This window comes from Rhodococcus sp. GQ147 (genome assembly GCF_059759155.1).
This window is the reverse complement of record NZ_JCAXDU010000016.1, coordinates 39,564-55,429: the sequence shown is the minus strand read 5'-3', so window position 1 is coordinate 55,429 and position 15,866 is coordinate 39,564. Positions and strand designations below refer to the sequence as shown.

The following is a 15,866-nucleotide window of genomic DNA, read 5'->3' as shown; positions in this document are numbered from 1 at the left end:
CTTCACCGGCGTCGACGACGTGATGGCCAGATTCGACAGCCACGATCACCTACTCGATCAGGGCACCGCCGCCGCGATCCACCTCGCCGTCGCATTGGGGCGACCGCTGTTGCTCGAGGGCGAACCTGGGGTCGGCAAGACCACTGCCGCCAAGGTGCTCGCGCAGATTCTCGGCAGCCCGCTGATCCGGTTGCAGTGCTACGAGGGACTGTCGGTCGCCGAGGCCCTCTACGACTGGAACTACCAACGCCAGTTGCTCGCGATCCGGCTCGCCGAGGCGCGCGGCGACGTTCCCGCCGAAGCCGACCTGTACTCCGAGGAATACCTCCTCGAACGCCCCATCCTGCGCTGCGTCCGCCACCGCGGCGACACACCCGCCGTTCTGCTCGTCGACGAGATCGACCGTGCCGAAGACGAATTCGAGGCGTTGCTGCTCGAGTTCCTGGGGGAGTTCGCCGTCACCATTCCCGAACTCGGCACCCTCACCGCGACCCGCCCGCCCGTTGTCGTGCTGACCTCGAATCGGAGCCGCGACCTACACGACGCACTGCGGCGACGTTGCCTGTACCACTGGATCGACTACCCCGACCGCGCCCGGGCGGTGGCGATCCTGCGTCGCACGGTGCCATCGGCGAACCTCGCGCTCGTCGAACGTGCCACAGATTTCGTCGCGGTGGCCCGCGGACTCGATCTCGACAAGGCACCCGGAATCGCGGAGACCATCGACTGGGTATCGGCCCTCGCCGCGCTCGGTGTCACCGACCTCGTCCGGCCCGAAGCGGCGATGTCGCTCGCGGCACTGGCGAAGACTCCCGACGACGGCGATGCGCTGGGGGAGGCGCTGACCCGCTTCGTCTCCACCGAAGTGTAATGAGCGCCGGGCTGCTCCCCGGGGTCGATCACGCCGCCTTCACAGTCGCGTTGGTCGACCGGCTCAGGTCCGCCGGGATCGTGGTCCCGGCGGACGGAGCGGCGACCTTCACGCGCGGCTTGCGTGCGTGTCCGCCAACCACGCGGACTCGGTTGTACTGGACCGCGCGGCTCACCCTCGTCGACCGGTACGAGAGCCTGTCCACCTTCGATACGGTGTTCGACCGGGTGTTCGGCGAGGCACCAGTTCCGCTCGACCCGCACGCCCGTCGCACGGGACCCGAGGACGAAGGCGCGCCGGGGGCGTCGACACCGGACGGACCCAGCCGGCCCATCGGGGTTCCCACTTCCGGGCACGACGTTCCATGGGTCACCAGGACGATCGTCGAATCCGCAGAGGGGGAGCGGGCACCCGGCCGCCCGGGGCGCGAGGTGGCGAGCGCACTGGCCGAGATCGCCGATCAGCGGTTCGACGACCTCGACCCGGCGCAACTCGCACTCCTCGAGACATGGATCGAGGCGGCCGGAGCGCGCTGGGCGATCCGCCGCACCCGCCGCCGGGTGCAACGCCACACCGGACGCGTCGACATCCGCGCGAGCATCGCAGCCTCCCGCGGCACGGGGTTCGAGCCGCTCCGGCTGATCCGCACGCGACCGGGTCGACGCCGGCGGCAGGTCGTCGTGTTCTGCGATGTCAGCCGTTCCATGCGTCCCTACATCGGGGTGTATCTGCATCTCGTGCGTGCGCTCGCCCACACCGGAACGGCTGAGGTCTTCGTGTTCTCCACCACAGCTGCGCGTCTGACGCCGGTCCTCCGGCACCGGTCGGTCGATCAGGCGATCGGCGTCGCCAACGAGCGGGTACGGACGCGGTTCGGAGGCACCCGCATCGCCGGTTCGCTCGCCGAGGTGGTCGCCTCCCATCACGGACACCTGATGCGCGGAGCGATCGTCGTCGTCGCGTCCGACGGTTGGGACAGCGACGATCCCACCGAACTCGCCCACGTCCTGGCCAGGATCCGGCGTCGCGCGCACCGGCTGGTGTGGCTCAACCCCCGGGCCGGGCAGTCCGGTTTCACGCCCTCGACCGGGTCGATGTCCGCCGCGCTTCCACACTGCGACGCGATGGTGGCGGCCGACACACTCGTGGCCCTGCAGCACGCGGTCGACGTTGTTACGTCCACGGATACGGGGGACGGGGGACTCCGACGGCGTGTCGTAGGTCATGGCGTGAACGTCCTACCCTGGTAGGCATGGCAACATCCGAGCTCGCGTCTCCCGCGCAGCCTCCGGCGCCCGCCCCCATGAGGGGAAACCCGCCGGCACTGCTGATTCTCTTCGGCCTCCTCGCCGCCCTCGTCGCGGCGTTCGCGGTCGGACTGTCCGCTGCGCAGGCTCTGGTGTTGCTCGGCATCCCCGATCCCGGTCCGCTCACCACCTACGGTCTCCCGGCGGTCCGCGCAATCTCCGAGATCGCGACGGTCATCACGATCGGCTCGCTGTTCTTCGCCGCCTTCCTCGTGCCCCCGCAGCGGAGTGGGGTACTCGACGTCGGCGGTTATCGCGCCGTGCGGACGGCGGGCGTCGCGGCGACGGTGTGGGCCGTGACAGCGGCGCTGATGGTGCCGCTGACCTTGTCCGACACTTCCGGCAGTCCGCTGAGTGAGGCCATCCGTCCGGAGAACCTGTTCTCGGCGCTCGGTCAGGTGGAGGTCGCGCTGGCCTGGGCCTGGACGACCGTGCTCGCGCTGATCACCGCGCTGCTGACCCGACTCGCAGTGCGCTGGTCGTGGACGCCGTATCTGTTGCTGCTGTCGTTCGTCGCCCTCATGCCGATCGCCCTGACCGGGCACTCCTCGTCGGGTGGTTCGCACGATATGGCGACCAACAGCCTCGTGCTGCACCTCGGCGCGGCGTCCGTCTGGGCCGGCGGGTTGTTCGCGCTGCTCGCCCATTCGATGCGGGGAGGGGAGCACACCGATGTCGCCGCCCGGCGGTTCTCCTTCGTCGCCGGACTCGCGTTCGTCGTGATGGCTGTCAGCGGCGTGATCAACGCCGCGGTCCGCATGTCGTTCGACGACCTGACGACCACCACCTACGGCAGGTTGCTGCTCGCGAAGACCGTCGCGCTGGTCCTGCTCGGCATCTTCGGCTGGGCTCAGCGACGCCGGGCGCTTCCGGCCCTCGAGGCCGACCCCACCAGCCGGTCCGCTCTCGTCCGGTTCACCCTCGCCGAGGCGTTCGTCCTCGCCGCGACCATCGGCCTGGCCGTGGGACTCGGCCGCACGCCCCCGCCGCCGCCGGCCTCGGTACCGACGATCCAGGAGGTCGAGCTCGGCTACCAGCTCGACGTACCGCCGTCGTTCGTGAGCCTGTTCTTCGGCCAGTGGCGCTTCGACCTGATCTTCGGCACGGCTGCTCTCGTGTTCGCCGCCGCCTACGCCATCGGTCTGTGGACGCTGCGCAAGCGCGGCGACTCGTGGCCGGTCGGCCGGTCGATCGCCTGGTTCTCGGGTTGCTTCGTGCTGTTCGTCGCCACCAGTTCGGGCGTCGGGATGTACTCGCCGGCGATGTTCAGCGTGCATATGGGCGCGCACATGGCCCTGTCGATGCTCGCTCCCGTACTTCTGGCGCTCGGCGGGGCGATGACCCTCGCCCTGCGTGCGTTCAAGCCGGCCGGACGCAACGCCCCTCCCGGCCCGCGCGAATGGATCCTCGAGTTCCTCCACAGCCCGCTGTCGCGCTTCTTCACGCACCCGATCGTGGCATCGGTGATGTTCGTCGGCGGTTTCTACGCGTTGTATCTCGGAGGGATCTTCACCGCGTTCATCGACAGTCACACCGCCCACGTCCTGATGAACCTGCACTTCCTGCTGAGCGGCTACCTGTTCTACTGGGTGGTGATCGGCGTCGACCCGTCGCCACGCGACCTGCAGCCCGTGACGAAGCTGGCGATGGTCTTCGGCTCGCTCCCGTTCCACGCCTTCTTCGGTGTGACGCTCATGAGCATGGGCACGGTGATGGCCGAGAGCTACTACCGTGGCCTGGCCCTGCCGTGGAACTACGACCTGTTCTCCGATCAGAAGGTCGGCGGCAGCATCGCGTGGTCGGCCGGCGAGATTCCGCTCGTACTCGTGATGCTCGCGCTGCTCGTCCAGTGGTCGCGCACCGACCGGCGCACGGCCCGTCGCGTCGACCGGGCTGCGGAGCGCGACGACGACGCCGACCTCGCGGCACACAACGCGATGTTCGCCGAGCTGGCGCGCCGCGACCGCGAAGGCCGCTAGCCGCGCCGATCCGACACGCACATCCTGTCGCGCCGCGGCGAATCGGACGAATACGGACGCCGCGGCCGGACGGTCCGTATCGTCCTCGGCGTGACCCGTACCACGCACGTCCCCGCCCTGCTGCTCGCCGGTGCTCTGGCACTGCTGACGACCGTCGTGTCACCTCCCGCGGTGGGCGCGAACCCGGCGCCGGGAAAGGTTGTCGAGGTCGCCCCGCTCGACCCGGAATCGTCCCTGCCCGGGGCGTCCTCGGCTCGCGTCCTCGCCTATACCACGCAGTGGCGCGACGGCGCCCCGACCACGGCGACCGGGGCACTGTTCGTCCCTCCCGGCACGCCGCCCGAGGGCGGGTGGCCCATCGTCGCATGGGCCCACGGCACGGTCGGTCTCGACGATTCGTGCGCGCCCTCGCGGTTGCCGCGTACCCCGCGCGACACCACCTATCTCGACCACTGGCTCGGGCAGGGCTATGCCGTCGTGGCAGCCGACTATCCGGGCCTGGGCTCGGACGGACTGCACCGCTATCTGGACGGGCAGAGTGCCGCGAACAGCGTGATCGACATCGTGCGGGCGGGACGCGCCGTCGAGCCGGCGTTGTCCGACCGTTGGGTCGTGATCGGGCAGTCGCAGGGTGGGCACGCGGGTCTGCACACCGCGCACGCGGCGACCACCCGCGCGCCCGAACTGGACTTCCGCGGGACGCTCACGACGGGCGCGCCGTCCAACCTCGAGTACGTGTTCCCGCTCGGATTCCCGGGCTTCCCCGATCTCGGTCTCGACGGGCTCACGGCGTTCGCCGCCTACATCTTCGCGGGTCTGCGCGACGCCGATCCTTCCCTGGACGTCGACGGATACCTCACTCCCCTCGGTCGCGAGGTGGTCGACGCCGCCGAGCGACTCTGTTACGACGAGCTGATGGACCGCTACGGCGAGATCGGCATCGGCGAGGTCCTTGCCCGTCCGCTGAGCGACGACCGGTTCCGCGCCGCCTTCACCGACTATGTCGCGGTGCCGACCCGTGGTTACGACCGGCCACTGTTCCTCGCGCAGGGTCTGCGCGATACGACGGTGCCCGCGCCGCTCGCGTTCGAACTGATCGGGGACCTGTGGGCCGGGGGCGCGAACGCGCAGTTCCGGACGTATCCGACAGGGCACTCGGAGACGATGTTCGCGTCGCTGCCCGACACGACAGGCTTCGTCGCGGAGCTGCTGCGGCGCTGACGCGGGCGCGGCCCGGGCATCCCGTGGTCGCACGATGTGGGTTATCGACCGTCGACCGATACGCTGGTGGTCATGGCGGAGTTCATTTACACGATGAAGAAGGTGCGCAAGGCGCACGGTGACAAGGTCATCCTCGATGACGTCACCATGAGCTTCTACCACGGCGCGAAGATCGGCGTCGTCGGACCCAACGGCGCGGGCAAGTCGTCGATTCTCAAGATCATGGCCGGGCTCGACCAGCCCAGCAACGGCGAGGCCTTCCTCGATCCGGAGGCCACCGTCGGCATCCTCCAGCAGGAGCCGCCCCTCAACGAGGAGAAGACGGTCCGGGAGAACGTCGAGGAGGGCCTCGGCGAGATCAAGGTCAAGCTCGACCGGTTCAACGAGATCGCCGAGCTCATGGCCACCGACTACTCCGACGAGCTGATGGAGGAGATGGGCAAGCTCCAGGAGGAGCTCGACCACGCCAACGCGTGGGATCTCGACTCGCAGCTCGAGCAGGCCATGGACGCACTGCGCTGCCCTCCGCCGGACGAACCCGTCACCCACCTCTCCGGTGGTGAGCGCCGCCGTGTCGCGCTGTGCAAGCTGCTGCTGAGCAAGCCCGACCTGCTGCTCCTCGACGAGCCCACCAACCACCTCGACGCCGAGTCGGTGCTGTGGCTCGAGCAGTTCCTCGCGTCCTATCCGGGCGCCGTGCTGGCCGTCACCCACGACCGGTACTTCCTCGATCACGTCGCGCAGTGGATCTGCGAGGTCGACCGCGGCAAGCTGCATCCCTACGAGGGCAACTACTCCACCTACCTGGAGAAGAAGGCCGAGCGTCTCGAGGTCCAGGGCAAGAAGGACCAGAAGCTGCAGAAGCGGCTCCGCGAGGAACTCGAGTGGGTCCGCTCCGGTGCCAAGGCACGGCAGACGAAGAACAAGGCGCGTCTGGCCCGCTACGAGGAGATGGCAGCCGAGGCCGAGAAGTACCGCAAGCTCGACTTCGAGGAGATCCAGATCCCGACGCCGCCGCGTCTGGGCAACGTCGTTGTCGAGGTCGAGCACCTCGACAAGGGCTTCGACGGCCGTGTCCTGATCAAGGACCTGTCGTTCACGCTGCCGCGCAACGGCATCGTCGGTGTCATCGGTCCCAACGGCGTCGGCAAGACCACGCTGTTCAAGACCATCGTCGGTCTCGAGGAGCCCGACAGCGGCACCGTCAAGGTGGGCGACACGGTCAAGCTGAGTTACGTCGACCAGAACCGCGCGAACATCGACCCGAAGAAGACGGTCTTCGAGGTGGTCTCCGACGGTCTCGACTTCATCGAGGTCGGGCAGAACGAGATGCCGTCGCGCGCGTATGTGAGCGCGTTCGGGTTCAAGGGTCCCGACCAGCAGAAGCCGGCCGGTGTGCTCTCCGGTGGTGAGCGCAACCGCCTGAACCTGGCGCTCACGCTCAAGGAGGGCGGCAACCTGATCCTCCTCGACGAGCCGACCAACGACCTCGATGTCGAGACCCTGTCGTCGCTCGAGAACGCGCTGCAGCAGTTCCCGGGTTGCGCCGTCGTGATCTCCCACGACCGCTGGTTCCTCGACCGCACCTGTACCCACATCCTGGCGTGGGAGGGCAACGTCGAAGAGGGCAAGTGGTTCTGGTTCGAGGGCAACTTCGAGGCCTACGAGGCGAACAAGATCGAGCGTCTCGGAGCCGATGCGGCACGTCCGCACCGCGTCACGCACCGGAAGCTCACGCGTGACTGAGCGCAACGGCCACCGGCCCTACCGGTGCCCGGTCGAGGTGCGCTGGGGCGACTCCGATCGGCTCGGGCACGTCAACAACGCCAAGGTCGTGGAATACCTGCAGGAAGGGCGCATCAAGTTCTTCCGGAGCGAGCTGCCGGCCCGCGATGCCGTCGTGCTCCGGAAGATGGACGTCGAGTTCCTGCGTCCGATCAAGGATTCCTCGGCGCCGATCGAGGTCGAGACGACGGTGCTGCGTCTCGGCACGAGCTCGTTCACGGTGCGTCAGACGATCCTCGACCGGGACGGCGTGGTGTGCGCGGTCGCCGACACCGTGCTCGTCGGCTTCGATCCCGAGACCGACACGTCGCAGCCGTTGACAGACGAGGTACGGGCGGTGCTCGACCGGCACCGCGCCGTCACGCCCACCGGCTGAGCGGGTACATCCTGTCGACCGGCCCGGCTGTTACCCGACCCGCCGGTTTCGACCCCCCGACTGCGCGCCGCGGATAGGCTCGATCACGAGTCCGTCCGCGGCGCGCGGTGTATCCGCCCGACAGAGCAGGAAGGGTGTCGATGGCCGATCCGGCTGTGGTGCAGACAAATGCAACGGACAGCGATGCCTCTCCCGAGGCGGTCCTCGAGCGGATCTATCAGGGCTCCGGAGAGTTCACCACGGACCACGGCGCGGCCGCGCTCGAGCACGTCCGTCTCGGTCGTCGCCGCGCACCGGGCACCGCTGTCGTCGGTGTGCGCCGCACCGAGGGCATGGGTGTCGCCGTACAGATCGTCACCGACGACATGCCGCTGCTCGTCGAATCGGTGCTGGCACTGCTGTCCCGGCTGGGTGTCTCGGTGGCGACGGTCATCCACCCCGTCCTGTCTGCGCGCCGCACCGCCGAGGGCGACCTCGAGCGCCTGGCCGACGAAGGCGGACGGGCCTCGGGTGGAGTCGCCGAATCGTGGATGCACATCGAGTTGCGCGGGCCCGTCGACGACGAATCGGTCGAGGAGATCGATCACGGCCTGCGGCGCGTACTGTCCGATGTGCGGCAGGTGGCGTCGGACTCCGGGAAGATGCACGCCCTGCAGCGCGACCTCGCGGACGCGCTCGACGGCCTGGCCGCCGATCCGCCGGCGCACTACACGGCCGACGAGCTCACCGAGACCGCCGAACTGCTGCGCTGGTTGAGCGGCGGGAACTTCACCCTCCTCGGCTACCGGCGCTACGACTTCGTTCCCGACGGCGGCGACGACAACGTGCGCGCGACGCCCGTGCCCGGCAGCGGCAGGGGAGTGCTGCGCACCGATGCCTCGGTCGCGGACCCGCTCGACCTGCCCGGTGAGGTCGGCACGTGCCGCCGCCCGCTGCTCGTGCTCACTCAGGGCGCGCTTCCCGCCACCGTGCACCGTTCCGTCTATCCGTACTTCGTCGGCGTCGCCCGGCTCGACGCCGACGGCGCGCTCGTCGGGGAGGATCGTTTCCTCGGTGTCCTCACCGTGACCGCTCTGCACGAGAACATCCTCGACATCCCCGTGGTCTCGCGCCGGGTGCGGGAGGTCGTCGCGCGGGCGCGGGTCGAGCTGTCGTCCTACAGCGGCCAGGCGATGCTCGAGATCATGCAGACGGTGCCCCGCGCGGAACTGTTCTCCATGGACACCGACACCCTCTACGAGACCGTCACGGCGGTGGTCGACATCCGCAGGCAGGTGCGGTTGTTCGTCCGCGTCGACACCTACGGGCGGTACATCTCGTGCCTCGTCTACCTGCCGCGCGACCGCTACACGACGAAGGTGCGCGTGGCGATCCAGGACATCCTGTTGCGCGAGTTCGGTGGCGGCGTACTCGACTACACCGCGCGGGTCTCCGAACGTGACCTCGCGTTGCTGCACGTGACGATCCGTTTCTCCGGCCGCGCACGTCGCGAGGTGGACACCTCCGAGGAGAACCGCCTGCGGATCCAGGCGATGCTCGCGGAAGTGACCCGCAACTGGGCCGATCGGCTCGGTGAGGCGGCGGCCGCGACCGGCGATCTCGATCCGTTGCTGGTGCAGCGGTACGCCGAGGTCGTGCCCGAGGCGTACAAGGAGGACTTCGGCTCCGAACGTGCCCTGGACGACCTGCGGCGTCTGGAAGCGCTCGACTCCGGCGATCTCGACACGCACCTGTACCGTCCGGGTTCCGACGATCCGTTGTCGTTGCGTTTCACCCTGTACATCGCCGACGAGGCGGTCACCCTCGGCCGGATCCTCCCGGTGTTGCAGAGCCTCGGCGTCGAGGTCGTCGACGAGCGGCCCTACCGGCTGCCGCGATCGGACGGAATCGAGTGCGGGATATACGATTTCGGACTTTGTCTGCCCGAGGACATCGAGCACGGCATCGTGGAGGCCGATCCGACTCTGGCGGATCGTCTCACCGACACCTTCACCGTGGCCTGGCGGGGGGCGGTCGAGACCGACCGGTTCAACCAGCTCGTGCTGCGCGCCGGGCTCACCTGGAAGCAGGTCGTGCTTCTCCGCGCCTACGCGAAGTACTTGCGCCAGACCGAATTTCCGTACAGCCAGTACAACATCGAAGGTGTGCTGCTCGGCGCCCCCCACACCGCGGCGCTGCTCGTCGGGCTGTTCGAGTCCCGATTCGATCCGGAGAACGCCTCCGCCGAACGCGAACAGCAGATCGCCGAGGAACTCACGACGACGATCGCAGAGGTGACCGCCCTGGCCACCGACCGCATCCTCCGGGGACTGTTCTCGTTGATCCGTGCGACCCTGCGCACCAACTTCTACGTGGCCGGCGGTATCGGGTACGAGCGCCCGGACGGCCGGGCGTTGTCGCTCAAGTTCGATCCGCGACGGATCGCCGAACTACCCCAGCCGCGACCGGCTTTCGAGGTGTTCGTCTACGCCCCGGGCGTCGAGGGCGTCCACATGCGGTTCGGTCCCGTCGCCCGCGGTGGTCTGCGCTGGTCCGACCGCCGGGAGGACTTCCGCACGGAGGTGCTCGGCCTGGCCAAGGCGCAGGCCGTGAAGAACGCGGTGATCGTGCCCGTGGGTGCGAAGGGCGGCTTCGTCGTCAAGCACGCCCCGCGTCCGACCGGTGACGCCGAGGCGGACCGGCGCGCCGTCCGCGAGCGTGGCGAGCGGTGCTACCGGTGCTTCATCGCCGGTCTGCTCGACATCACCGACAACCTCGACGCCGCCCGCAACGACACGGTCCCGCCGCAGCGGGTCGTGCGTCACGACAACGACGACCCGTATCTCGTGGTGGCCGCGGACAAGGGCACCGCGTCGTTCTCCGACCTCGCGAATTCCGTTGCGGCGGAATACGGCTACTGGCTCGGCGACGCGTTCGCGTCAGGTGGCTCCGCCGGTTACGACCACAAGGAGATGGGCATCACCGCGCGCGGTGCATGGGAGAGCGTCCGGCGTCACTTCCGCGAACTCGGATCCGACCCGCAGACGGACGATTTCACCGTCGTCGGCATCGGTGACATGAGCGGTGACGTCTTCGGCAACGGCATGCTGCTCAGCCGGCACATCCGGCTCGTCGCGGCCTTCGACCATCGGCACATCTTCCTCGATCCCGATCCCGATCCGGAGCGGTCGTTCGAGGAGCGGCGCCGGTTGTTCGAACTGCCGCGGTCGTCGTGGAAGGACTACTCGACCGAACTCGTCTCGGCCGGGGGCGGGGTGTGGGACCGGACGGCCAAGTCGGTGCCCGTCGGTCCCGAGGTGCGTGCGGTGCTCGACCTGCCCGACGACGTCACCGCACTCCCACCGCCCGAACTGATCCGCGCGATCCTGCGCGCACCCGTCGACCTGTTGTGGAACGGCGGTGTCGGCACCTACGTGAAGGCGTCGACGGAAACCCATGCGGACGTGGGGGACAAGAGCAACGACGGCGTGCGCGTCGACGGGCGGGAACTGCGTGCCCGGGTCGTGGGCGAGGGCGGCAATCTCGGTGTCACGCAACGCGGCCGCATCGAGTTCGCGCGCGCCGGCGGGAAGATCAACACCGACGCGATCGACAACTCGGCCGGCGTCGACAGCTCCGACCACGAGGTCAATATCAAGATTCTCCTCGACGCTATGGTGACCGCCGGCGAACTCGCGGCGGAGGACCGCAATCCGCTGCTCGCGTCGATGACCGACGACGTCGCCGAACTCGTTCTCGCCGACAACATCTCGCAGAACGCCGTGCTCGGACTCGAGCGGGCCGTCGCGCCGTCCCTGCTGGGGGTGCACCGTCGGATGCTCGCAGCCCTGGAACTCGATCGTGGACTCGACCGCGGCCTCGAGGCCCTGCCCGACGAGGCCGAGTTCGATCGTCGTGAAGCGGCGGGGGAGGGGTTGACGTCGCCGGAGCTGGCGCAGCTCCTCGCCCACGTCAAGCTCGCCCTCGTCGACGACCTGCTGGCCACGGACCTGCCCGACAATGAGACCTTCGCGTCGATCCTGCCCGCTTACTTCCCGCCCGCTCTGCGCGAGCGGTTCCGGGCCGGGATCCGGGCGCATCCGCTGCGTCGGCAGATCGTTGCGACCATGCTGGCCAACACCACGGTCGACAACGGCGGCCCCACCTACGTCTACCGGCTCGCCGAGGAGGCCGGGGCGTCGGCGACCGACGCCATCCGCGCCTACACCGCCGTCACCACCATCTTCGGGCTACCGGCCCTGTGGGACGAGATCCGGGCCGCTGGGCTGCCTGTCGACATCGAGGACGACCTGCTGCTCGAATCCCGCCGCGTGCTCGACCGGGCGTCGCGCCGGCTCCTCGCCACGCGACCGCAGCCCCTCGCGGTCGGTGCCGAGATCAGCCGTTACCGCGATGCCTTCGCGCGTCTCGCACCGCGGGTCGCGGACTGGATGCGCGGGCACCACGCCGAGGACTTCCTTCGTCGTACCCGCCCGCTCCTCGAACGAGGAGCGCCGGAGGAGCTCACGGGCGTCGTCTTCCGGCTCCTCGACCAGTTCCCGCTGCTCGACGTCATCGACATCGCCGACATAGAGCAGCGCGACGAGGCGGAGGTCGCCGATCTCTACTACGCCCTCGACGCGCGTCTCGGCGTCGACCGCCTGCTCACGGCGGTCTCCGGTCTCGAGCGGGGCGACCGCTGGCATTCGCTGGCACGACTCGCGCTGCGCGACGACCTGTACGGCTCGTTGCGGTCGCTCGTCCTCGACGTGCTCGCCGGCGCCGAACCCGGGGAGTCGACCGAGGAGATGATCGAGGACTGGGAGTCGTCCAACGGCTCCAAACTCGTCCGTGCGAGGGCGGCGCTCGACGAGATATTCGCGTCTGGAAGTCTGGACCTCGCCACCCTCTCGGTGGCGGCACGACAGATCAGGGGCATGGTGCGCACGCGCGCATCCGATCGGAGGTAACGAGTGAGCGGTGCGGGCGAACAGTTCGGTTTCCACACCGAGGTGATGGTGCGGTGGTCCGACATGGACGTCTTCCAGCACATCAATCACGCGCGGATGGTCACGCTCCTCGAGGAAGCACGGATCCCGTGGCTGTTCGCCGACGGCCGCCCCACCCGGGACCTGCGCGAGGGGGCCGTCATCGCCGATCTCCACGTCCGCTATCGCGGGCAGTTGCGTCACGACGACGGTCCGCTCGACGTGCTGATGTGGACGGAGAAGGTACGCGCGGTCGACTTCACGATCGGGTACGAGGTGCGGCCGGGCGGTGCCCCGGTCGACTCGGCGCCGGCGGTGGTCGCGTCCACCCAGATCGCGGCGTTCGACATCGAGACCCAGCGCCTGCGCCGGCTCAGCGACGACGAACGCGAGTTCCTGCGTCAGTGGCAACGAAACTGACGGTGGCACCGCAATTGACGAGGGACGAGGCCGACGTGACCGACGACCGGATCCGACGCGCAGAGCGCCTCCTGACGCTCGCCGACCCCGACGACAGCGTCGACCTCGCCGCATTCCTGGCCCGGGCCGCGCGTCTCGACGAGGCTGCCGTGGTGCGGTTGCGCCGCCGCGGCGACGGATTGCTCGGTGTGTGGACACGCACCGGTTTCGAGGTGCTCGCCGGACGCGTCGTCCGCGGAACCGTGGCTCCGGCCGACACCTGCGTGGCCGCCGAGTCGCTGCGGGCCGCGCTTCTCGCCGGGTCCGAACCGCGCACCGAGGTCGACCCGGGTTGGGCGATGGATTCCGCCTGGCGCGGCGCACTTCCACCCGACGACGGCTACGTCCACGTCGACGACGTGCCGGCACGGATCCTCGTCGCACTCGCGCAACGCGGCGTCGCGCTCACCCGCGAGCACGGCGCGCAGGGACCGCCGGCGTCGTTGCTCGCCCAAGAGGTTCTCGAGGTGAGCGGCGCCGGGACGACCGTGGGCGTGCCGATGCGCATGGTGTTCGCGCTCGGTGCGATGGGCTTCGTGCCCGGTGCCGGTCGTGACAGCGTCGACTCGACGGACATCGATCCCACCGAGGTGGTCCGGGTGCGGGCGCACGCCACCTGGATGCGCCTCGACGCCCGCTTCGGGTCGGTCTACCTGCGACGCGGCGGCGGGCTCGGTCTGAGCGTCCTCTGACGAGGTCTCACGCCAGCCAGGCGGCGGCGTCCGGCGGCAGTGCGTGTCCGGTGAGCGGCGCACTCGCGAGCAGCACCTCACCGGGAGGCAGATCGACCGCGACGTCGCCGGCGTTGAGCACACAGGTCAGGCCGTCGGAACGGCGGAAGGCCAGGCACCCCGCCGGGCTTCCGTACCAGCCGATCTCGCCGCCTTCGGCCCGCCTTCGCTCCGTGCTGATGGGTCGCGTTCGCTCCGTGCTGATGGGTCGCGTTCGCTCCGTGCTGATCGGTCGCCTTCGCTCCGTGCGGATCTCGATCGCCCGGCGATACAGCGAGAGCGTCGAACTCGCATCCTCGAGTTGCTTCTCGACGGTCAGGGCCGACCACTCCGGGGGCTGGGGCAGCCACGCCGACCCGGCGGAAGTGAATCCGAAGGGGGGTGCCTCGCCTTCCCACGGCAGCGGCACGCGGCATCCGTCGCGTCCGCGCTCGGTGTGGCCGGATCGCTCCCAGACCGGATCCTGCAGCACCTCGTCGGGCAGGTCGACGTTCGGTAACCCCAGTTCGGCACCGTTGTAGACGAACACTGCTCCCGGGAGCGCGAGGGCGACGAGGATCATCGCGCGTGCCCGCGCGAGCCCGACCTCACCGCCTCCGTAGCGAGTGACCTCGCGGTCGACGTCGTGGTTCGACAGCGTCCACGTCGGTGAGGCATGCACCGACGTCACCGCCGCCAGGCCCTTCTCGATCGCGTCGCGGACGGCGTCGGCGTCCCAGTCCGACAGCGTCAGGTGGAAGTCGAAGGCGAGATGCAGTTCGTCCGGGCGCAGGTACTCGGCGAACCGTTCGTGGTCGTCGACCCAGATCTCACCGATCGCCACCGAGTCCGGATACTCGTCGAAGACCCGCCGGATGCGGCGGTGGATGTCGTGCACCTCGGGATTGTTGAACCGAGGGTCGGCGGGGGAGTGCCCGAGCAGTTCGTTGGTCTCCCACCCCTCGTGGTCGGGAAGATCTGCGGGCTTGGCCATCCCGTGGGCCACGTCGATCCGGAAACCGTCCACGCCCCGGTCCAGCCAGAACCGCAGGGTCTTGTCGAGGTCCTCGACGACCTCCTCGTCGTCCCAGTTCAGATCGGGCTGCCCGGGAGCGAAGACGTGCAGATACCACTGACCGGGCGTGCCGTCGGGTTCGGTGATGCGGGTCCAGGCCGGCCCGCCGAAGACGCTCGGCCAGTTGTTCGGTGGTGCGCTGCCGTCCGGTTCGCGCCCGTCGCGGAAGTGGAAGCGCCGGCGTTCACGGCTGCCCGGCCCGGCTTCGAGCGCGGCCCGGAACCAGCGGTGCTCGACGCTGACGTGGTTCGGCACGAGGTCCATCACCACCCGGATGCGGCGCGCGTGGGCGTCGGCGACCAGCGCTTCGAGATCGGCGATGTCCCCGAACAGCGGGTCGATGTCGCGAGGATCGGAGACGTCGTAGCCGTGATCGGCCATCGGTGAACGCATCACCGGGTTGAGCCAGATCGCGTCGACACCGAGCAGTTCGAGATAGCCGAGGCGGCTGCGCACCCCCGCGAGGTCGCCGATGCCGTCACCGTTCGCATCGACGAACGAGCGGGGATAGACCTGGTAGAAGACAGCGTTGCGCCACCACGGCGCCGTCGGGTCGCCTCGTCCGGAGGTCGGTGCTGCGGGGTGGGCCACGGGACTCATCGTGTCAGACGACAGGGCGAAAGGCAGGGCGAACGTGGCCGCGGCCGTTCCGTCCGGGCCTGCCCGCATGATAGGACGAACGGCATGAATACGACATCGATCGTCGCGGTCCGGTTGGACGACGTGGAGCTGCGCGACGACCCGATCGACCCTGCGTGGATCCGCGAGGGCGCGCCCGTGGCGCGCAGCGGTCAGTGGGCGACCAGCGCCGACCGCACCACCACCACACACGTGTGGGACTGCACGGCCGGTCGCTTCGACTGGCATTTCGGCGTCGACGAGATTGTTCACATCGTGGAGGGCTCGGTCATCGTCTCGTCCGCAGACTCCGAGCCGCGCACCTTGCGTGCCGGGGACGCGGCGATCTTCCGAGCCGGGACCACCGCTCTGTGGGAGGTCCCCGAATACGTGCGCAAGCACGCCGTCCTGCGTCGTCACCTGTCGCCGGCGGCGCGGTTCACCCAGAAGGTGGAGGACCGCCTGCGCCGGATTCTGGGCCGCTGAGCTGCGCCGACC

General features: G+C 69.2%; 11 protein-coding genes. 10 read left to right on the top strand and 1 reads right to left on the bottom strand.

The window, feature by feature from the left end; all coding sequences use genetic code 11:
* Positions 1-22 precede the first annotated feature (22 nt).
* The 9 genes from AC6CID_RS18145 (at position 23) to AC6CID_RS18105 (ending at position 13,657) form a co-directional block, all read left to right on the top strand.
* Complete coding sequence (locus AC6CID_RS18145) at positions 23-871, top strand: AAA family ATPase (RefSeq protein ID WP_498354295.1); 849 nt, start codon at positions 23-25, stop codon at positions 869-871.
* Positions 871-2,121, top strand: coding sequence for a vWA domain-containing protein (locus AC6CID_RS18140; RefSeq protein WP_019289028.1), 1,251 nt, complete (start codon positions 871-873; stop codon positions 2,119-2,121). Before AC6CID_RS18145 ends, AC6CID_RS18140 begins: the two co-directional genes overlap by 1 nt.
* 2 nt (positions 2,122-2,123) lie before the next feature.
* A complete protein-coding gene (locus AC6CID_RS18135; RefSeq protein ID WP_498354276.1) occupies positions 2,124-4,157 on the top strand; it encodes a bifunctional copper resistance protein CopD/cytochrome c oxidase assembly protein in 2,034 nt (677 codons plus the stop codon).
* Positions 4,158-4,247: 90 nt separating this feature from the next.
* The gene (locus tag AC6CID_RS18130; RefSeq protein ID WP_498354275.1) at positions 4,248-5,378 is read left to right on the top strand and encodes a lipase family protein; all 1,131 of its coding nucleotides are present in this window, start codon (positions 4,248-4,250) and stop codon (positions 5,376-5,378) included.
* 72 nt (positions 5,379-5,450) lie between these two features.
* On the top strand, positions 5,451-7,124 hold the full coding sequence (gene ettA, locus AC6CID_RS18125; protein ID WP_006551119.1) for an energy-dependent translational throttle protein EttA: 1,674 nt from the start codon (positions 5,451-5,453) through the stop codon (positions 7,122-7,124).
* On the top strand, positions 7,117-7,539 hold the full coding sequence (locus tag AC6CID_RS18120; RefSeq protein WP_019289031.1) for an acyl-CoA thioesterase: 423 nt from the start codon (positions 7,117-7,119) through the stop codon (positions 7,537-7,539). The genes ettA and AC6CID_RS18120 overlap by 8 nt, the downstream gene beginning before the upstream one ends.
* 140 nt (positions 7,540-7,679) lie before the next feature.
* Positions 7,680-12,488: an NAD-glutamate dehydrogenase gene (locus AC6CID_RS18115; RefSeq protein WP_498354274.1), complete on the top strand. Its 4,809-nt coding sequence runs from the start codon at positions 7,680-7,682 to the stop codon at positions 12,486-12,488.
* A 3-nt stretch (positions 12,489-12,491) separates the two neighbouring features.
* Entirely contained in the window at positions 12,492-12,926 is a 435-nt protein-coding gene (locus tag AC6CID_RS18110; RefSeq protein WP_016691845.1) for an acyl-CoA thioesterase, read from the top strand.
* Between the two features lie 35 nt (positions 12,927-12,961).
* Complete coding sequence (locus tag AC6CID_RS18105; protein WP_498354294.1) at positions 12,962-13,657, top strand: DUF8010 domain-containing protein; 696 nt, start codon at positions 12,962-12,964, stop codon at positions 13,655-13,657.
* A 7-nt stretch (positions 13,658-13,664) separates the two neighbouring features.
* Here the strand turns inward: AC6CID_RS18105 and AC6CID_RS18100 are convergent, their stop codons facing one another.
* Positions 13,665-15,350 (bottom strand): glycoside hydrolase family 13 protein, encoded by a 1,686-nt coding sequence (locus AC6CID_RS18100; RefSeq protein WP_498354273.1) that lies wholly within the window; start codon positions 15,348-15,350, stop codon positions 13,665-13,667.
* An 84-nt stretch (positions 15,351-15,434) separates the two neighbouring features.
* Between AC6CID_RS18100 and AC6CID_RS18095 the strand changes: the two genes are divergently transcribed.
* Positions 15,435-15,854 (top strand): cupin domain-containing protein, encoded by a 420-nt coding sequence (locus tag AC6CID_RS18095; protein WP_064060711.1) that lies wholly within the window; start codon positions 15,435-15,437, stop codon positions 15,852-15,854.
* The last annotated feature ends 12 nt before the right edge of the window (positions 15,855-15,866 follow it).

Coding starts and splice junctions, on each gene's coding strand:
- AC6CID_RS18115 (WP_498354274.1), top strand. CDS start 7,680: ATGGCCGATCCGGCTGTGGTGCAGACAAATGCAACGGACAGCGATGCC.
- ettA (WP_006551119.1), top strand. CDS start 5,451: ATGGCGGAGTTCATTTACACGATGAAGAAGGTGCGCAAGGCGCACGGT.
- AC6CID_RS18095 (WP_064060711.1), top strand. CDS start 15,435: ATGAATACGACATCGATCGTCGCGGTCCGGTTGGACGACGTGGAGCTG.
- AC6CID_RS18140 (WP_019289028.1), top strand. CDS start 871: ATGAGCGCCGGGCTGCTCCCCGGGGTCGATCACGCCGCCTTCACAGTC.
- AC6CID_RS18145 (WP_498354295.1), top strand. CDS start 23: ATGGCCAGATTCGACAGCCACGATCACCTACTCGATCAGGGCACCGCC.
- AC6CID_RS18135 (WP_498354276.1), top strand. CDS start 2,124: ATGGCAACATCCGAGCTCGCGTCTCCCGCGCAGCCTCCGGCGCCCGCC.
- AC6CID_RS18100 (WP_498354273.1), bottom strand. CDS start 15,350: ATGAGTCCCGTGGCCCACCCCGCAGCACCGACCTCCGGACGAGGCGAC.